15 protein-coding genes and 1 tRNA gene are annotated in these 18876 nt (G+C 68.9%); 13 read left to right on the top strand and 3 right to left on the bottom strand.

Annotated features, from left to right (window positions below; translation table 11 throughout):
- Genes MQH10_RS10620 through MQH10_RS10600 form a run of 5 tightly spaced genes read left to right on the top strand, consistent with a single transcriptional unit; the run spans position 1 to position 5458 of the window.
- The gene (locus tag MQH10_RS10620) at positions 1 to 1695 is read left to right on the top strand and encodes an ATP-binding cassette domain-containing protein (protein WP_242564033.1); all 1695 of its coding nucleotides are present in this window, start codon (positions 1 to 3) and stop codon (positions 1693 to 1695) included.
- Positions 1692 to 2789, top strand: coding sequence for an ABC transporter permease (locus MQH10_RS10615; RefSeq protein WP_242564032.1), 1098 nt, complete (start codon positions 1692 to 1694; stop codon positions 2787 to 2789). Before MQH10_RS10620 ends, MQH10_RS10615 begins: the two co-directional genes overlap by 4 nt.
- The gene (locus MQH10_RS10610) at positions 2789 to 3895 is read left to right on the top strand and encodes an ABC transporter permease (protein ID WP_242564031.1); all 1107 of its coding nucleotides are present in this window, start codon (positions 2789 to 2791) and stop codon (positions 3893 to 3895) included. The genes MQH10_RS10615 and MQH10_RS10610 overlap by 1 nt, the downstream gene beginning before the upstream one ends.
- Before the next feature lie 25 nt (positions 3896 to 3920).
- Positions 3921 to 4964 (top strand): hydroxyacid dehydrogenase, encoded by a 1044-nt coding sequence (locus MQH10_RS10605; protein ID WP_242564030.1) that lies wholly within the window; start codon positions 3921 to 3923, stop codon positions 4962 to 4964.
- On the top strand, positions 4961 to 5458 hold the full coding sequence (locus MQH10_RS10600) for an SRPBCC family protein (RefSeq protein WP_242564029.1): 498 nt from the start codon (positions 4961 to 4963) through the stop codon (positions 5456 to 5458). The genes MQH10_RS10605 and MQH10_RS10600 overlap by 4 nt, the downstream gene beginning before the upstream one ends.
- On the opposite strand, the gene MQH10_RS10595 is transcribed toward MQH10_RS10600, so the two are convergent.
- Complete coding sequence (locus tag MQH10_RS10595) at positions 5455 to 7821, bottom strand: heavy metal translocating P-type ATPase (protein ID WP_272886852.1); 2367 nt, start codon at positions 7819 to 7821, stop codon at positions 5455 to 5457. The two genes, MQH10_RS10600 and MQH10_RS10595, sit on opposite strands and share 4 nt — an antisense overlap.
- 101 nt (positions 7822 to 7922) lie before the next feature.
- On the opposite strand from MQH10_RS10595, the gene MQH10_RS10590 reads away from it, so the two are divergent.
- Together MQH10_RS10590 and MQH10_RS10585 are read left to right on the top strand one after the other, a co-directional pair.
- On the top strand, positions 7923 to 8198 hold the full coding sequence (locus MQH10_RS10590; protein ID WP_242564028.1) for a metal-sensitive transcriptional regulator: 276 nt from the start codon (positions 7923 to 7925) through the stop codon (positions 8196 to 8198).
- Positions 8199 to 8297: 99 nt separating this feature from the next.
- A complete protein-coding gene (locus tag MQH10_RS10585) occupies positions 8298 to 8657 on the top strand; it encodes a hypothetical protein (protein ID WP_242564027.1) in 360 nt (119 codons plus the stop codon).
- Positions 8658 to 9309: 652 nt separating this feature from the next.
- Here the strand turns inward: MQH10_RS10585 and MQH10_RS10580 are convergent.
- Positions 9310 to 9384 (bottom strand) — tRNA-Val (locus MQH10_RS10580).
- Positions 9385 to 9400: 16 nt separating this feature from the next.
- The gene (gene gph / locus MQH10_RS10575) at positions 9401 to 10114 is read right to left on the bottom strand and encodes a phosphoglycolate phosphatase (protein ID WP_242564026.1); all 714 of its coding nucleotides are present in this window, start codon (positions 10112 to 10114) and stop codon (positions 9401 to 9403) included.
- A 59-nt stretch (positions 10115 to 10173) separates the two neighbouring features.
- Here gph and glmU point away from each other — a divergent pair, with 59 nt between their 5' ends.
- From glmU to MQH10_RS10545, 6 genes are all read left to right on the top strand, one after another.
- Positions 10174 to 11553 (top strand): bifunctional UDP-N-acetylglucosamine diphosphorylase/glucosamine-1-phosphate N-acetyltransferase GlmU, encoded by a 1380-nt coding sequence (gene glmU, locus MQH10_RS10570; RefSeq protein ID WP_242564025.1) that lies wholly within the window; start codon positions 10174 to 10176, stop codon positions 11551 to 11553.
- A 47-nt stretch (positions 11554 to 11600) separates the two neighbouring features.
- Positions 11601 to 12284: a ribose-5-phosphate isomerase RpiA gene (gene rpiA / locus MQH10_RS10565; protein ID WP_242564024.1), complete on the top strand. Its 684-nt coding sequence runs from the start codon at positions 11601 to 11603 to the stop codon at positions 12282 to 12284.
- A 10-nt stretch (positions 12285 to 12294) separates the two neighbouring features.
- Positions 12295 to 13680, top strand: coding sequence for a glutathione-disulfide reductase (gene gor, locus MQH10_RS10560; protein WP_242564023.1), 1386 nt, complete (start codon positions 12295 to 12297; stop codon positions 13678 to 13680).
- On the top strand, positions 13677 to 14927 hold the full coding sequence (locus MQH10_RS26800) for an O-antigen ligase family protein (RefSeq protein ID WP_242564022.1): 1251 nt from the start codon (positions 13677 to 13679) through the stop codon (positions 14925 to 14927). Before gor ends, MQH10_RS26800 begins: the two co-directional genes overlap by 4 nt.
- Before the next feature lie 39 nt (positions 14928 to 14966).
- Positions 14967 to 16346 carry a class II 3-deoxy-7-phosphoheptulonate synthase gene (locus MQH10_RS10550; protein ID WP_242564021.1) on the top strand — a complete coding sequence of 460 codons (1380 nt, stop codon included), beginning with the start codon at positions 14967 to 14969 and terminating at the stop codon, positions 16344 to 16346.
- 145 nt (positions 16347 to 16491) lie between these two features.
- On the top strand, positions 16492 to 18786 hold the full coding sequence (locus MQH10_RS10545; protein WP_242564020.1) for a methyl-accepting chemotaxis protein: 2295 nt from the start codon (positions 16492 to 16494) through the stop codon (positions 18784 to 18786).
- Positions 18787 to 18876: the final 90 nt, after the last annotated feature.

The raw sequence follows: 18876 nt of genomic DNA, 5'->3' as shown, positions 1-18876 counted from the left end.
ATGGCGCCGCCGGTGATCGAGGCCGATGGGCTTGGCCGCAGGTTCGGCGGACGAACGGTCCTGCAGGACGTCAGCTTCCAGCTCCAGCCGGGCGAGGTGTTCGGCGTCGTCGGTCCGGACGGCGCCGGCAAGACCACCCTCCTGCAGATGTTGGCGGCCATCCTGCGGCCGAGTTTGGGATCCTGCCGCGTGCTGGGCGAGGACGTGCGCAGGAATGCCGAGCGGGTGCAGGCGCGCGTCGGCTACATGTCGCAAGGCTTCTCGCTCTACGACCGCCTGACCGTTGCGGAGAACATCGCCTTCGCCGCCGCCATCCGCGACGTGCCCAAGGCCGCCTTCGCCGCCCGCAAGGCCAAGCTCCTCGCCATGGCGGGCCTGGAGAGGTTCCAGGACCGACGTGAGGGCCAGCTCTCCGGCGGCATGCGCAAGAAACTCGCGCTCTGCGCCAACCTGATCCACGAGCCCCCCCTGCTGATCCTCGACGAGCCGAGCCTTGGCGTGGACCCGCTCTCCCGCCGCGAACTCTGGCGCATCCTCGATGCGGCCCGGGCGGAGGGCCGATCGATCGTCTTCGCCACCTCCTACATGGACGAGGCTGACGCCAGCGACCGGGTCTTGCTCCTGCGCGATGGGCGGCCACTGGCGCTCGGCGCGCCGTCTGAACTGCGGGAAACGGCCCGCGGCCACGTCTACAGCGTCCGCTCCAGCACGCCGGAGGTGGCGGAGGCCGCGCTGGCGAAGCTTCCGGACGTCCTCAGCTTCCAAAGGCGCTCCGCCGACGAAGTGCGCGTCCAGCTGCGCTCCGCCGACGCACCGCCCGACATCGGCCTGCACTGCCGCGAGCTGAAGCCGGTGGAGCCCACGATGGAGGATGTCTTCACCGTCGCCTCGGCGGACGACGCCCCTCGCGCCGCGTTGCCGGCGCCGGAGCGCAGCGCAAGCCATGAGGTCCTGGTCGGCGCCGAGCGGGTCACCCGGCGCTTCGGCGATTTCGTCGCGGTGGACGACGTGAGCGTCCAGGTGAAGGCCGGCGAAGTGCTTGGCCTGCTCGGTCCCAACGGGGCCGGCAAGACGACCCTGATTCGAATACTTTGCGGTCTGCTTGCGCCATCCACGGGCCAGGCGCGCGTCGCCGGGTTCGACGTCGCTCGCCAGAGCGAGGAGGTCCGCGCCAGCATCGGCTACGTGTCCCAGAAGTTCTCGCTGTTCACGGATCTGACGGCGCAGGAGAACTTGACCTTCTTCGCCCGATCCTACGGCGTTCCCTCCCGCGAGATGAAAGCTCGCATCGCGTGGGCTTGTGAGCGGGCCGGGTTCGCGGCCACAGACGCGGGCCTGGTGCGAGATCTCTCCAGCGCGGTGCGCCAGCGGCTGGCCTTGGCCTGCGCCATCGTCCATCGCCCCAAGGTGCTGTTTCTGGACGAGCCGACCTCCGGCGTCGATCCGCTGTCGCGGTTCCGGTTCTGGCGGCTGATCTCGGCCCTGGCGGGGGAGGGCGTCGCGGTGATCGTCTCGACGCACTATCTTGAGGAGGCGACCTACTGCGACCAGCTGGGCCTGATGATGGACGGCCGGATGATTGCGCTCGGCACACTTCAAGCGCTGAAGACCGAACTGGGGCTCAAGGAGGCCCGCGTCGAAGACGTGTTCCTGGGCTTTATCGCCCGTGCGCGCGGGCAGGCGGCGGCGGCATGAAGATCGCTCGCATCCTGGCCTTCTCGCGGAAGGAAGTTCTGGAGATCGTGCGCGATCCGATCACGGTCTGGATCGCGCTCTTCATGCCGCTGGTGATCCTGTTCCTGTTTGGCTACGCGCTCTCCTTCGATGTCGAGAACGCCCCGCTGATCATCGTCGATCACGACAAGAGCGCGGCCAGCCGGGCGCTCTCGGACCAGTTCCTGAACACCCCCTATTTCCGGCTGGTGGACGCGCCGCAGGACGAGCGCGTCGCCGAGCACGCCCTGATGCAGGGCAAGGCGCGCGCGGTGCTCTCGATCCCCCCAGGGTTCGGCCGGCGACTGAAACAGGGAGAAGCCGCGCCCGTCGAGTTCCTGGTGGACGGCACCTATGCGTCCACCGCCGCGATCGTCTCAGCCTATGGGCGCGCGATCATGTACGCCTATCCGAACGGGAGCCTGCAGCTCCCGGTCCAGCCCGAGGTGCGGGTCTGGTACAATCCGCAACTGCGCAGCCGCGACTTCATTGTGCCGGGGCTGTTCGCGGTGATCCTGATGGCGTTCCCGCCGCTTTTGACCGCCCTGGCGGTCTCGCGGGAGAAGGAGCTGGGCACCATCGCGCAGATCTATGCTTCGCCGCTCACCAAGCCCGAGTTCATCATCGGCAAGCTGCTCCCCTATGCCGGGATCGCCGCCCTGCAGCTGGCCATGGTCCTGGCGGCGGGGTTCCTGTGGTTCAAGGTTCCGATGCACGGGAGCCTCGCGCTGCTGACGGTGCTGGGGCTCCTCTACGTCCTCTGCACCGTCTCGATCGGGCTGCTGATCTCGACCCTGGTGCGCACCCAGGTGGCCGCCATGCTGGTCACGCTGATCGTGACCCTGATGCCCTCGTTTTTGTTCTCCGGGTTCATCTATCCGATCTTCACCATGCCGCCGTTCTTCCAGGCCTATTCGGCGAAGATTCCGACCATGTATTTCGTCAACATCTCGCGTGGGATCGTCATGCGCGGGGCCGGACTGGCTGAGGTCTGGGTCAATGTCGCGGTCCTGGTCGTCTACACCGCCGTTGTCCTGATCCTGGCGACCTTGCTCTTGAAGAAGCGGATCGCCTGATGAACCCCGGACGGCTCTTCGGCCTGCTCGGCAAGGAGTTCGCGCAGATGCTGCGCGATCCCGTCGTGCTGTTCCTGGTCGTCTGGCTGACCACCGTCGAGATCGCCATGTGCACCCTGGCGGTGGGCATGGACGTGAAGAACCTGAAGCTGGGCTTGATCGATCACGACCGCTCGGCGGCCAGCCGGGCTCTGACCGAGGACCTGACCTCCGCAGATTCCTTCATCCTGGCCGGGCTGTTTACATCGGAACGGCAGGCCGAATCCGGGCTCAAGACGGGCAAGCTGGACGCGCTCGTCGAGATCCCGCCGGGCTTCGGCGCGCGGGTCGCCAGCGGTCGCCAGGTCTCGGTCGGCGTCGTGGTCGATGGCTCCAACGCTGACGTGGCCTCGCGGGCGCGGGCCTACATCATCGAGATGACGGCGCGCTTCGCCCAGGCGCGTCTCATGGGATCGATGCGAATGACCGCCGGCGTGCAGCCGGCCGTGCGGGTATGGTACAATCCGAACCTCACCAACACCCGCTTCGAGGCCCTGGCCATGCTGGCCCAGGCCGGCTTCATGCTGGCGGTGATCCTGCCCGCCGCCGGCATGGTCCGCGAGAAGCAGAACGGGACGCTGGAGCAGATCCGGGTCACGCCGATCCGGGCGCACGAGCTGTTCCTCGGCAAGGTCTTGCCGCCCGTCACGGTGACCCTGGGCTCGCTTCTGCCGTCCCTGCTGGTGCTGCGGCTTCTGCACGTGCCGATGAACGGCAGCGTCACCACGTTCCTCGGGCTCGAGGCGCTGTTCCTCATGAGCGCGGTCTCCATCGGAATGTTCGTCGCCTCGGTCACCAACACCCTGCAGCAGGCGCTGCTGACCAGCTTCTTCAGTCTGTTCCCGCTGTTGTTCCTCTCCGGCAGCGTCTCGCCGATCGAGAGCATGCCCAGGTGGCTGCAGATCGCCTCGGAAGCCAGTCCGCTGCGCCACGGCATTGCGATCGTCACCGGCCTGTTCCTGAAGGGCGCCGGCATGGGCGAACTCTGGCCGCATGCGCTGGCGCTCGCCCTGATTGGCGCACCCCTGTTCACCGCCAGCTGGCTGCTCTTCCGGCGCCAGTGGTGAGGCGTAGGCCTATGGGACCCAAGCGATGAAGGTTGTCGTCTTCGAAGCGGCGGAGTGGGAGCGAGAGGCGTGTCTTCGCCTGGAGTCCGCCCACCAAGTCCGTTGCACGGCAGAGCGGCTGACCGTGGCCCTGGCGCGCGAGTACGCCGACGCTGAGGTTGTCACCACCTTTATCAGGTCGGATTGCAGCGAGCCTGTCCTCACAGCGCTACCCCACCTCAAGCTCGTTGCGACCCGGTCCACCGGATACGACCACATCGATCTGGAGGCGTGCCGCCAGCGCGGGGTGGCCGTCTGCAATGTTCCGGATTACGGCGATCCCACTGTGGCCGAACACGCCTTCGCCCTGCTGTTGGCCGTCTCGCGGCGGATCGTGGAGGCTGCGGGGCGCACGCGCGCAGGCGACTTTACGATGGAGGGTCTCCGCGGCTTTGATCTCGCGGGCCGGACGATGGGCGTCATCGGCGCCGGCCGAATTGGACGGCGGGTGATCCAGATCGCGCGTGGCTTCGGGATGACAGCCGTCGCAGCCGATGCGGCGCCTGACGTGGGCGCCGCCCAGCGCCTCGGCTTCGAGTACGTCAGCCTGAGTGAGCTTCTGCGCCGCGCCGACGTCGTGAGCCTCCACGTGCCGGGTGGCGCCGAAACGCGGGAGATGATCTCAGATGCCGAGTTCGCCCAGATGAAACCCGGCGCGGTGCTCATCAACACAGCCCGCGGCGGGGTGGTGAACGCCGCGGCCCTGGTGCGCGCCCTGAGCAGCGGGCGCCTGGCCGGGGCGGGTCTGGACGTCCTCTCCGAGGAGCCGCTGCTGCGCGAGGAGGCAGAGATCTTCCGCACGGACACGCCGCTGCCGGCAGAGCGTCTGCGCGCCCTGGTGGCCGCCAATACGCTCCTGCGTCTGCCCAATGTCGTGGTAACGCCGCACATCGCCTATGACACGGCCGAGGCCCTGGGGCGGATCGTCGGCAAGACCCTCGACAATATCGAAGCCTTCGCCTGCCGCGCGCCTCAGAACCTGGTGGTCCCGCCCGGGGCGGCCGGGGATGTCCCGGAGACCCGTCCATGACCCGCCATAGGCAGGCCTCCGTAGAGGTCGCCGCGACCCCGGATCGGCTGTTCGACCATCTCGACGACCAGACTCGGTTGGCGGCGCATATGGCCCGCCCGTCGATGATGATGGGCGGGGGGCGGATGACCTATGACTTCGACGCGGGCCGGGGACAGGTGGTCGGCTCGCACATCCGCATGGGCGGCCGAGCGTTCGGCCTGGAGCTGTTCGTCGACGAGGTGGTGACCGAGCGCGCGCCGCCCCGCCGCAAGGTCTGGCGCACCGTGGGCCAGCCGCGTCTGATCATCATCGGCGACTACGAGATGGGCTTCGAGACCACGCCGACCGTTGCCGGGTCCAACTTGCGGGTCTGGATCGACTACGACCTGGCGCCTCGCGGCCCCGGCCGCCTCGTCCCTGGCCTGGCGGACGCCTATGCCCGCTGGTGCGTCGAGCGCATGGCAGGCGACGCCCGCCGCACCTTCGGCGCTGTGTCCGCAAGCGCAGGCTAGAGCCGGACGCTTCGCAGCCTGAGCGCATTGGTCACCACGCTGACGCTGGATAGCGCCATGGCACCGGCGGCGATGGCGGGTGACAGCAGCCATCCGAACACCGGATAGAGCACCCCGGCCGCGATCGGCACGCCGGCCACGTTGTAGGCGAAGGCGAAGAACAGGTTCTGGCGGATATTGCCCATCACCGCGCGCGACAGCCGCCGCGCCTTGACCAGACCCTGCAGGTCGCCCTTCAGGAGCGTGACTCCGGCGCTTTCGATGGCGACGTCGGACCCGGCGCCCATGGCGACGCCCACCTCGGCGGCGGCCAGGGCCGGGGCATCGTTCACCCCGTCGCCGGCCATGGCGACCTTGCGACCTTCACGGCGGAACTTCTCGACGACGGCGGCCTTGTCCTGCGGCAGCACCTCGGCCTCGACCTCGGTGATCCCCAGCTTGCGGGCGACGGCCATTGCGGTGGTGCGATTGTCGCCGGTCATCATCACCAGCCGCACGCCTTCGGCCTGCAGGGCCTGAACGGCCTGCAGGGTGGTGGCCTTGATCGGATCGGCGATGGCGAAGACACCGGCCACGGCGCCGTCGACCGCCGCGAATATCGCCGTGGCGCCATCGGCGCGAAGGCTTTCCGCCTCGGCGTCCAGGGCGGTGGTGTCGACGCCCTGCTCGGCCATGAACTTGCCCGAGCCGAGGCTCACGCGGCGGCCGTCGATCAGGCCCAGGACGCCTTTGCCCACTGGAGAGTCGAAGTCCGTCGGCTGGACGAGGGCGAGCTTGCGTTCGGTGGCGGCGCGCAGGATGGCGTCGGCGAGCGGATGCTCGCTGCCGCGCTCCAGGCTGGCGGCCAGGCGCAGCAGCTCGGCCTCGTCGAAGCCTGCCGCCGGGCGGATGGCGATCACGGCCGGACGGCCCTCGGTCAGGGTGCCGGTCTTGTCGATGACGATGGTGTCGATCTTTTCGAAACGCTCCAGCGCCTCGGCGTTCTTGATCAGCACGCCGGCCTGGGCGCCGCGGCCCACCCCGACCATGATCGACAGCGGGGTTGCGAGGCCAAGGGCGCAGGGGCAGGCGATGATCAGCACCGAGACCGCCGCAACCAGGGCGAAGGCGAACCTCGGCTCCGGGCCGACCGTCGCCCAGACCGCAAAGGCGATCGCCGCCATGCCGATCACCGTGGGCACGAACCAGCCGGAGACCAGGTCGGCCATACGCTGGATGGGGGCCCGGCTGCGCTGGGCCTGGGCGACCATCTGCACGATCTGGGAGAGCAGGGTGTCGGCGCCGACCTTCTCCGCCCGCATGACGAAGGAGCCGGTCTTGTTGATGGCGCCGCCGATCACCTTGTCGCCCGGCTCCTTGGTTACCGGCATGGACTCGCCGGTCACCATGGACTCGTCGATCGCCACCCGGCCCTCGACGAGTTCGCCGTCAACCGGGACCTTCTCGCCGGGGCGGACACGCAGGTTGTCGCCGACCAGGATCTGGTCGAGCCCGACCTCCTCGTCGCTCCCATCGGCGCGGACTCGCCGCGCGGTCTTGGGCGCGAGGTCCAGCAGGGCCTTGATGGCGCCGGAGGTCTGCTCGCGCGCGCGCAGCTCCAGGACCTGGCCCAGCAGGACGAGCACGGTGATCACGGCGGCGGCCTCGAAATAGATCGGCACGCTGCCGTCGGCGCGGCGGAAGGCCGGCGGGAACAGGTGGGGCGCGAGGGTCGCCACGACGCTGTAGGTCCAGGCGACGCCCACCCCCATGGCGATCAGGGTGAACATGTTCAGGTGGCGGGTGACCAGCGACTTGGCGCCGCGCTCGAAGAAGGGCCAGCCGGACCAGAGGACGACCGGGGTGGCGAGCGCGAACTGGATCCAGGCCGAGGTTTGGCCGCTCACGCGCATCATCAGCCCGGTGAGGTGGCCGCCCATCTCCAGGGCGAACACCGGGAGGGCGAGAACCAGCCCGATCCAGAACCGGCGCGTGAAGTCGGTGAGCTCCGGATTGGGCGCGCTGTCGGCGGTGACCAACTCGGGCTCGAGCGCCATGCCGCAGATCGGGCAGGAGCCCGGCCCGACCTGGCGGATCTCCGGATGCATGGGGCAGGTGTAGATGGTCCCGGCCGGCGCGGCGGGCGCCTCGGCCTTGCGGCCGTCAAGGTAGCGCGCCGGCTCGGCGGTGAACTTGGTTCGGCAGCCGGCCGAGCAAAAGAAATAGGGCGTCCCGTCGAGCTCAGCCCGGTGCGGGGTCGTCTGCGGATCCACCGTCATGCCGCAGACGGGGTCGAGGACCTTGCCGGCCGGCGGGGGCTCGCCATGGCCTGCGTGATGGGGGTGGGCGTGGTCGTGATCGGGGTGGGAAGGGGCGTTCGGCATGGCCGGATAACTCCGCAGCGAGTAACTCAGATATACCCCCTAGGGGCATATTGTCAAATACCCATATGGGGGTATATTGGCTCCTGCACGGGAGGACGCTCTTGAACCATAACGACAAGCCGAAGCTGCTCAACCGCCTCAGCCGGATCGAGGGGCAGGTGCGGGGCATCGCCCGCATGGTCGACGAGGATCGCTATTGTATCGACGTCCTCACCCAACTGCAGGCCGTGCGCGCGGCGCTTCGGCGCGTGGAGTCCGAAATCCTAAAGGATCACCTGGACCACTGCGTGACGGCCGCGCTGGTCGATGGGGACGAGGCGGAGCGCCGAGCCAAGGCCGCCGAACTCATCGCCGTGCTGGATCGGGCCTTGACCTAGCCGGGCAGGCCGCTGGGCCGGATCTTGCTGTGGCACCCGTAATGTCGGCGGGCTGGCGCGTCATTCCATCTGCAACCTTCTGCATCTGGAGATTCGGACATGCGCTCTTCTATTCTCATCGCCCTGGCCGCCGCGGCCGCCCTCGTCGCTGGCCCCGGCTTCGCCCAGGAAGACCATAGCGCCCACCATCCCGCGCCTGACGCCAAGCCCGCGGCCGCCACGCCTGCGCCCGGCGGCATGGAAGGCATGAGCCAGGCCGACATGCACAAGATGTGCATGGGCATGATGGGCAAGGACATGGCCCCCAAGGCCGTCCACGAGCACAGCCGCGAGAAGAGCGGCATTGCGATGTGGCCGAACGGCAAGCCGCTCAGCAAGGACGAGATGGCCGCGATGCACAAGAAGTGCTCGGGCATGATGGAAGGCGAGCACGCCATGCCGACCCCCGCGCCCAAGTAAGACCTTCTCCAGAGCACAGTCGCGGGCCGTCTTTCGGTCGCGTGTGCGCCCATCGCGCAGACGCTGCCGGGGGACGGTGGTCCGCTGTCAGCCGTCGGCGCAACGGCGGTTGTGTCGGCGGGCAAGTCTTGTCCCGATGGGCGGCCTGGCCCTGCCCCACCTGGAGGGTCCGCTGCTGAGCCTGGTGCGCCGTTGAGACGCCGCGCTGCAAGGACAACTCGTGCCCAGCAGCGCGGCCGGGCGGGAATGACCTCCATTTTCGTGGCCTCAAGCCGACAGGTGATCCGGGACGATGCGTCCGCAGGTCCCATCGCCTGAAGCAGCCGTGGAGGCCGGTCTTTGACCGGCGTCCATTCCGCAGCCTGCGGCAGGCGATGGACTCTGCACCACCGCCCCTGGCGACGACGGTTGCGCGGCCGGCCTGGTTCCAGCCGCCTGGACGACTTGGCCAAATCAATCTGGTCCCGGTGGGCGTCACGATGTTGGCGGCGATTCGGGATTTCGGCCGAAACCCGGCCTTCCAAGCACCTCAGGTCTCAACGGAGATCATTTTGAGCGCCGTCAGAAATGCCCCCCATTTGCCCCCCTTGGCGCGTGAAATGGCGAACCCTAAAGGGGTCGGTCAGTAAGTCTCTGTTTTTGTTATGAAAAATGGTGGATGCGACAGGGATTGAACCTGTGACCCCCTCGGTGTGAACGAGGTGCTCTCCCGCTGAGCTACGCATCCGCCGGAAGGGATGCGCCTATAGCCCGCTCGGTTGCGTCGGGCAAGCGCCCAAAAGACGGACGCACGCATCGACCATGTCGTCGAAGTGGTCGAGCAGGATGTCGGCCCCCAGGTCCTCCACCGGAATCTCGGTGTAGCCGAAGCTCATCAGGATCAGCGGCGTCCCCGCGGCCCGCGCGGTCCCGGCGTCGGTGGAGGCGTCGCCGACCATAACGGCGCGCTCGATTCGCCCACCGGCGGCCTCGACCGCGCAGACCAGGTGGCGGCCGTCGGGCTTGGCGGCGGGGGCGAGGTCGCGGCCGATCACGGCGTCGAAATAGGGGGCGAGCCCCAGCGCCTCGAGGATTGGGGTGGACAGATAGGTGAGTTTGTTGGTGCAGACCGCCAGCCGGGCGCCGGCGGCCTTCAGCGCGGCCAGGGCCTGGGGCACGCCGGGATAGGGGCGGGTGAGGTCCGAGCTATGGGCCTCGTAATGGTCGAGGAAGCGGGCCCACAGGGCGTCCATCTCGGCGGGCGGCGGCTCCAGCCCCTGGGCGGCGAATCCCCGCTCCAGCATCCGGCGCGCGCCATGGCCGATGAAGCGCCGCGCGTCCTCGAAGGGCAGGACGGGGACGCCCTCCTGGGTGAGGATCAGGTTCAGGGTGTTGACCAGGTCCGGCGCCGAATCCACCAGGGTGCCGTCGAGGTCGAAGGCGATGGTCGCCCCACGAAGGACATCAAGCTCGGGCATCGCGATGACGGCTCCAATCGAAAGCGCTCGCCGTTTCCGGTAAACGCCGCGACATTGCAATGACGACTTCGATTCCAGGATCCCGACCCATGACCGCACGCGCCGCCGTCATCCTCGCCGCGGGCCAAGGCACGCGCATGAAGTCGCCGATCCCGAAGCTGTTGCACAAGGTCGGCGGACGCACCCTGCTGGATTGGGTGATCGACACCGTCCAGGCGGCGGGCTGCGAGAAGATCATCGTCATCGTCGGCAATCACAGCCCCGGCGTCCGCGAGCTGGCCGTGAAGCGGCTGGGCGAAGGTGCGGTGGCCGTGCAGGACCCGCCGCTCGGCACCGCCCACGCCGTGCTGGCGGCCAAGGACGCCCTGGCCGATTTCGACGGCGACGTCCTGGTCACCAATGGCGACTGCCCGCTGCTCAAGGCCTCGGACCTCGAGCCGCTGTTCGCCCAGCGGGCGGCCGGCGCCGAGCTCGCCATCATGGGCTTCAAGCCGGTCGACGGCCTGCTCTATGGCCGGCTGATCATGGGCGCGGACGGCCATGTGATCCGGGTGGTCGAGCCCAAGGACGCCACCGAGGAGGAGCTGGCGGTCAAGGCCTGCAACGCCGGCATGTACTGCGCCGACCGGGCCCAGCTGTTCGCCTGGCTCAGCCGCGTCGACAACAAGAACGCCAAGGGCGAGTACTACATCACCTCCATCGTCGGCTTCGCCACCGCCGAGGAGAAGAAGGTCAAGGTCGCCTTCGCGCCGGAAAGCGCGGTCATGGGCTGCGACACGCCCATGCAGCTGTCCCAGGCGGAAGCGGTGTTCCAGGCTCGCGCCCGGGCGCACTTCCTGGCCGAGGGCGTGGCCATGGCCGCGCCGGAGACGGTGCATTTCAGCTGGGACACCAAGCTCCATCCGGGGGTGATGGTCGAACAGTTCGTGGTCTTCGCGCCCGGCGTGACGGTCGAGACCGGCGCGGTGATCCGCGCCTTCAGCCATCTGGAGGGCGCGTCCGTGGGGCAGGGCGCCCTGATCGGTCCCTATGCCCGCCTGCGGCCGGGCGCGGACATCGGGGTGGACGCCCACATCGGCAATTTCGTCGAGGTGAAGAAGGTCAAGGTCGGCGCGGGCGCCAAGGCCAACCACCTCAGCTATCTGGGCGACGGCACGGTGGGGGCCAAGGCCAATATCGGGGCCGGCACGATCTTCTGCAACTATGACGGCTTCGACAAGCACGACACCCATGTGGGCGAGAACGCCTTCATCGGCTCCAATTCCGCCCTGGTCGCCCCGGTGACTATCGGGGCCGGGGCCATGACCGGCTCCGGCTCGGTGATCACCCAGGACGTGCCGGCCGACGCGCTCGCGCTGGAGCGCGCCGGCCAGGTCGTGAAGGAGGGCTGGGCGGCGCGGTTCCGGGCCATGAAGCTCGCCAAGCGGACGAAGAAATAACTGCGAAGTTTCGCCCGCCCCGGTATGTGGGTCCAAAGGACGGAACGATGAACGCTGACGATCAGAAACGCGCCTGCGGAGAGGCCGCCGCCCTGCTGGTGAAGCCGGGCATGACGGTCGGCCTGGGCACGGGCTCGACGGCCGCCTGGTTCGTCAGGGCGCTGGCCGCCCGCAAGCTCGATATCGTGGGCGTGCCGACCTCGGTGGCCACCGCCGAGCTGGCGACCAGCCTGGGGATCGTGATCAAGGATCTGGACGAGGTCTCAGCGATCGACCTGACCGTCGACGGCGCCGACGAGATCGGACCGGCGCTTGCCCTGATCAAGGGCGGCGGCGCGGCCCTGCTGCGCGAGAAGCTGGTCTGGGAAGCGTCCAAGCGCTGCGTGGTCATCGCCGACGCCGCCAAGCGCGTGCCCCTGCTGGGCAAGTTTCCCCTGCCGATCGAAGTCGTGGCCTTCGGCCACAAGACCACCATGGCCAGGATCTGCGACGCGCTCACCGAATGCGACCTGGGCGTCGCGCCCCGTCTGCGCGTGAAGGACGGCGCCTCCGTGAAGACCGACGGCGGCAACCTTATCTATGACGCGGCCTGTGGGCGCATCGAGGAGCCCGCATTGCTCGCGGCCGCGCTGAAGAGCGTGACCGGCGTGGTCGATCATGGCCTGTTTCTCGACCTGGCGGACATGGCCCTGGTGGGGACGCCCGACGGCGTCGTCACTCTTGAGCCCTAAGGAGCATCGCGTGGCGAAATACGACTACGACCTCTTCGTGATCGGCGCTGGTTCGGGCGGCGTGCGCGCGGCCAGGGTGGCGGCGATGTCCGGCGCCAAGGTGGCGGTGGCCGAGGAGTACCGGGTGGGCGGCACCTGCGTGATCCGCGGCTGCGTGCCCAAGAAGTTCATGGTCTACGCCTCGGAATTCGCGGCCTACGCCAAGACCGCCGAGGGCTATGGCTGGTCGCCGAGCGGGGCGGTGTTCGACTGGAACAAGTTCCTGACCGCCAAGGACCGCGAGATCGCCCGGCTGTCGGGGATCTATGTGACCAACCTGCAGAACGCCGGCGCCGAACTGCTGCACGGCAAAGCCCGGCTGACCGACGCCCATACGGTGCTGATCGAGGGCAAGGACGGCGCCGAGGCCCGCACGGTGACGGCCGACAAGATTCTGGTCGCCACGGGCGGGCGGCCCTTCAAGCCCGCCGACATTCCCGGCGTCGAGCATGCGATCACCTCGGAAGAGGCCTTCCACCTGCCGCAGCTGCCCAAGCGGATCCTGATCGCCGGCGGCGGCTATATCGCCGTCGAGTTCGCCGGGATCTTCGCGGGTCTGGGGGTGGACACCACGCTCGTCTATCGCGGCGCCAATATCCTGCGCGGCTTCGACGACGACGTGCGGGCCCATGTGGCCGAGGAGATGAAGAAGCGCGGCATCAAGGTCGTGCTGGGCTGCCAGCACGAGAAGATCGAGAAGACCGCCACCGGCCTGGTCAATCACATGACGAGCGGCCACGCGATCGAGACCGACGTCGTGATGTTCGCCACCGGCCGCAAGCCCTATGTCGACGGCCTGGGCCTGGAGACCGCGGGCGTGAAGCTGAACGACGCCGGCGCCGTGGCGGTGGACCGGTTCTCCAAGACCAATGTCGAGAACATCTGGGCGGTGGGCGACGTCACCGACCGGATCAACCTGACCCCCGTGGCGATCCGCGAGGGCGCGGCCTTCGCCCAGACCGAGTTCCACAACAACCCGACCAGCTTCGACCACGATATGGTCGCCTCGGCCGTGTTCTCCCAGCCGCCGGTCGGCTCGGTGGGCCTGTCGGAGGGCGACGCGCGCCGCAGCCACGGCAAGGTCGACATCTACCTGTCCCGCTTCCGGCCGATGAAGACCACCTTCTACGGCGGCGACGACCGCTGCCTGATCAAGCTGGTGGTGGCCGCCGACAGCGAGAAGATCCTGGGCTGCCACGTCGTCGGCCCCGACGCCCCGGAGATCATCCAGATGGCCGCCATCGCCCTGAAGATGGGGGTGACCAAGCCGCAGTGGGATTCGACTTGCGCCGTCCACCCGACGCTCGCCGAGGAACTGGTGACCATGCGTGACAAGCACGTGCCGGTGGGCGCGTGACCGAGGCGGCGGTCGCCCCGACCGATCGGCTGGCCGCCTGGTGCGGCTGGGTGCTGGTCGGCGCCTTCGTGCTGGCCGTGCCCTTCGGCTGGCTGGCGCCGCGGGGCTACGCCGCCGTCACCGCCCTGGCCGGGCTGCTGATGCTGCCCAGCCTGACCCTTGAGGAACAGGACCGGCCGGCGGGGATCGCCATCATCACCCTGCTGATCTGGGCGGTGGGGTCGGCGATCTGGAGTCCCTATACGCCCAAGAACATTGGGGAATCCTCGTCGGTCAAGCTGCTGTTCGAGACGGTGCTCTACGCGTCGGTGATCGCCGGGGCGCGCCGGACGACGGCGGGCGGCCGGATCGGCCTGTTGCGGACCCTGGCCTGGGGCATGACGCTGCTCGCCCTGATCATGCTGGGCGAGGGGCTGACCTACGCCTCGGGCTATCGCGCCATCCGCGACGCCATGGGCGATCCCATCCGCCCCGATCTGGGGGTCAAGAATGTGTGCCAGGGCCTGTTCGGCCTGACCCTGCTCGCGCCGGCCGCGATCCTGGCCGCACGGCGGTTCGGCGGGACGGTCTGGCTGGGCGCGCCGATCCTGGTCGGGATCATCCTGCCCAGCGTGGTGTTCGGATATGACGCCCCTCTGCTGGGGCTGGGGGCTGCGGCGATCGTCGGCCTGGCCGTCTGGGCCTGGCCGCGCTGGGGGCCCCGCGTGGCCGCCATCCTGACCGCGGCCATCTATCTGACCGCCCCGGCCCTGGTCTGGGCCGCCCGCGCCGCCGGCGTTTATCAGCAGCTGGAGCACGCCGTGCCGCTCTCCTGGTCGGAGCGCATGGGCTATTGGCGTCACGCCTCGGACTGGATCAGCGACCACCCGGCGCGCGGCTGGGGGCTGGATTCCAGCAAGATGTTCGGTCCCGGCATCATTCTGCACCCCCATGACGGTCCCCTGCAGATCTGGCTGGAGCTCGGCCTGATCGGCGCAGTGGGCGCGGCCGTGTTCTGGGTGGCGCTGTGGAATGGGCTCAGCCGCAAATCCCGCGATCCGGCGGCGGCGGTCGGGGCGGCGACGGCGACCATCTATCTGGTGTTCGGCGCCTTCAGCTTCGGGGTCTGGCAGGAATGGTGGCTGGCGCTTGGCGCCCTGGCGGCCACGGCCTGCGTGGCCCTGCTGCGCACCCCGGCCGAGGCGCGGGCGCCGCGCGCGTCGCGCGCCGCAAGGTCAAGGTCGACGATCGCGGTCTTTACAGAGTAGAAGGCGCCGCCCGCGACCGCGCGGGCGCGGAGCAGAACCATGACTGAGCACTGGAACCCGTCCTCCTGGCGCGCCAAGCCGGCCAAGCACATTCCTGAGGACTATCCGGATCTGGCGGCGCTGGCCCGGGTCGAACAGACCCTGCGCGGCATGCCGCCCCTGGTGTTCGCCGGCGAGGCCCGCCGCCTGAAGAGCCTGCTGGCCGATGTCGCCGAGGGCCGCGCCTTCCTGCTGCAGGGCGGCGACTGCGCCGAGAGCTTCAAGGAATTCCACGCCGACAACATCCGCGACATGTTCCGGCTGATCCTGCAGATGGCGGTGGTCCTGACCTTCGCCGGCGGCAAGCCCGTGGTGAAGGTCGGCCGCATGGCCGGCCAGTTCGCCAAGCCGCGCTCCTCGCCGACCGAGACCATCGGCGACGTGACCCTGCCGTCCTATCGCGGCGACAACATCAACGGCATGGAGTTCACGCCCGAGGCGCGGATCCCGGACCCGCAACGCCTGCTGCAGGCCTATGGTCAGGCGTCCTCGACGCTCAACCTGCTGCGCGCCTTCGCCGGCGGCGGCTATGCCGACCTCTACAACATCCACCGCTGGACGCTGGGCTTCGTCAACGACAGCCCCCAGGGCGCCCGGTACAAGGAGCTGTCGGAGAAGATCAGCGAGGCGCTCACCTTCATGGCCGCCATCGGGGTCACCCCGGAGAGCCATCCCGACCTGCATCGCGTCGAGTTTTTCACCGCCCACGAGGCCCTGCTGCTGGGCTTCGAGGAGGCGATGACGCGGATCGATAGCACCTCGGGCGAATGGTACGACACCTCCGCCCACATGGTCTGGATCGGCGAGCGCACCCGCCAACTGGACGGCGCCCACGTCGAATATTTCCGCGGCATCCGCAATCCGATCGGCTGCAAGGTCGGCCCGACCATGGAGCCGGACGACGTCCTGCGCCTGATCGACGTGCTGAACCCCAAGAACGAACCCGGCCGCCTGACCCTCTATGGCCGCTTCGGCCACGACAAGATCGAGGGCCGCCTGCCGCGCCTGCTGCAGGCGACCAAGGCCGCCGGCCGCAAGGTGGTCTGGGCGATCGACCCCATGCACGGCAACACCCTGACCGCCGCCAACGGCTACAAGACCCGGCCCTTCGACCGGATCCTGTCGGAGGTGAAGAGCTTCATCGAGATCTGCAAGGCCGAAGGGGTCCACCCCGGCGGCGTGCACCTGGAGATGACCGGCCAGAACGTCACCGAATGCCTGGGCGGGGCGCGGGCCCTGTCGGAAGGCGATCTCGCCGACCGCTACCACACCCACTGCGACCCCCGGCTGAACGGAGAGCAGGCCCTGGAGCTGGCGTTCCTCGTCGCCGAGAAGCTGAAGGAAGACCGACTGGCCGAGGCGCTCAGCCAGGCGATCTGACCAGATCGCACCCCCCAAAGCTCGGATGAATCCGGAGGCGACGCCACCTTTGGGTGAGTGGCGCTATCCTAGGTAAGTCCTTGATTAATGGGGAATTTACGGGAATCAGCGACCAGAAGTCTCAGTCTCCAACAGGGAATGAGCCATGGGCGCGCTGAACAGGCTGTCGATCGCCGGCAAGCTGGGGGTCGCAGCCGGCCTGGCCATTGGTCTTTTGCTTCTGGCGGCCGCCGCGGCGGTGTCCCTCCATACCCGGGGCGTGGTCTCTGACCTGAACCGCCAATATGCGGACGCGGTGGCGACCCAGGCGGTGCAGGAGGTCGGCGCCGAGCTCAACGCGGCGGCGGCCGCCGCCAAGTCGATGTCCGGCATGCTCGGCGCAGCCCGTGAGGCGGGCGTCAACGACCGGGCGTCCTATGTGGCGATGATGCGGCCCGAGGCCACGGTCTATGGCCCGGTCATGGGCGCCTGGTTCATGGCCGAGCCGAACAAGGTGGGCGGCGACGACGCCAGCCACATCAACGAGTCCGCCACCGCCTCCAACGTCAATGGCCGGCTTTCGGTCTACTGGGTCAATCACGGCGGACAGGTCGGGCTTGAGCCCACCACCGACGGGACGGACTTCGGCGAGGCCTATTATACCGGGCCGGCGGCCAGCGGCCGCCCGACGCTCACCGAACCCTATGTCGAGGCGATGAGCGGCGCGTCCGTGCAGATGGCGTCCGTCGCCTATCCGGTGACCGCCCACGGGGAGTTGATCGGCGTCGCCGGTCTCGACATGTCGCTGGCCAATCTTTCGGCGCGGCTTGCCGCACGCCATCCGTTGGGCGGCGGCCGGGTGATGCTGTTGTCGGCGGCCGGCAAGTGGATCGCCCATCCCGACGCCAATCTGCTGATGAAGCCCTATGGCGACGTGGGCGGGGAGGGCTTGAAGGCGGCGATGAGCGGAACGGCCAGTTCCACGCCCACCGATCTGAAGGTCAACGGCAAGGCGTTCGAGCGCATGTTCCGCCCGGTGGCCTTTCCCGAGCTGAACACGACCTGGGTGCTGGTGGTGGATGTGCCGCGGGCGGCCATCACCGGATCGGCCGATCGGCTGGCGGTGGTGTTGCTGGTCGGCGGCCTGACCATCACCGGGGCGGTGCTTGTCCTCTTGTTCGCACTCAGCGGCGCCCTGGTCGCGCGGCCCCTGGGCAGCCTGACCGCCGCGGTCCAGCGCCTGAGCCAGGGGCACTATGATCGGGCGGCGCCGGGCGTCGAGCGCGGCGACGAGGTCGGCGCCATTGCGATGGCGCTGGAAGGCTTCCGGCGGGATCTGTCGGATGGCGAGCGGCGCCGCGCGGAGCAGGAGCGGGAACGCGCCGAGGCCGAGGCGGAACGCAACGCCCACGCCGAGGAGACCCTGGCCGGGGCCCGCGCCCAGGCGGCAGCGGTCGAGACCGTGGGGGAGGGCATGGCCTCGCTCGCCCAGGGCGACCTGACCTGGCGCATGGACCATGGCCGCTTCACCGAGGCGACCCGCCGGATCCCGACCGACTTCAACGGCGCGGTCACGGCCCTCTCGGCGACGATCAGCGGAATCCAGAACGCGGCCCAGGAAATCCGGCGCGGTTGCGCGGAAATCAGCCGGGCGTCCGACGATCTCTCCTTGCGGACGGAGCGTCAGGCCGCCGGGCTGGAGCAGACCGCCGCGGCCCTCGACGAACTGACCGTCACGGTCAACAAGAGCGCCGAGGGCGCCGCCCGGGCCCGGAAGGCGACCGAGGTGGCCCGCCAGGCGGCGCAGCGCAGCGGCCAGGTGGTGGGCGAGGCGGTGGAGGCTATGGGCGGTATCGAGGCCTCCTCCCAGGAGATCACCCAGATCATCGGGGTGATCGACGAGATCGCCTTCCAGACCAATCTCCTGGCGCTCAACGCCGGGGTGGAGGCGGCGCGGGCGGGCGACGCCGGCAAGGGCTTCGCGGTCGTGGCGTCCGAGGTGCGGGCGCTCGCCCAGCGGTCGGCGGACGCCGCCAAGCAGATCAAGCAACTGATCCAGGGCTCGACCGGACAGGTGGATCGCGGGGTCAATCTGGTGGGCCAGACGGGTTCCGCCCTGCGCGAGATCCTCACTCAGGTCGAGGAGATCAACGAGCTGGTCGGCGAGATCGCCGCCTCGTCCCGCGAACAGGCCGGCGGCCTGGCGGAGATCAATGTGGCGGTCAACCAGATGGACCAGGTCACCCAGCAGAACGCCGCGATGGTCGAGGAGACGACGGCCGCCAGCCGGAGCCTCGCCGAGGAGGCCAACGAACTTGAGCGCCTGGTCGCGGGCTTCAAGGTCGACGGGACGCACGCCGCCCGCGCGCCCGCGGCGGCTGCGCCCCTGCGGCGGGTGGCGAACGGCGGAGGCCGGGCGGCGCCGCGCCCGGCCGCGTCGGACAGCTGGGAAGAGTTCTAGTTCGGATAAATTACAGATGTAGATTTATCGGCGGGGCCGTGTCTAACATGGTCTTGCTCGTCGCCGGACGGGTCGGGTTCGAGCGACGGA

Source organism: Phenylobacterium aquaticum, from assembly GCF_022695515.1.
Taxonomy (GTDB): Bacteria; Pseudomonadota; Alphaproteobacteria; order Caulobacterales; family Caulobacteraceae; genus Phenylobacterium; species Phenylobacterium aquaticum.
Note: the sequence above shows the minus strand (reverse complement) of the source record. Positions and strands in the feature narration are given on the sequence as shown.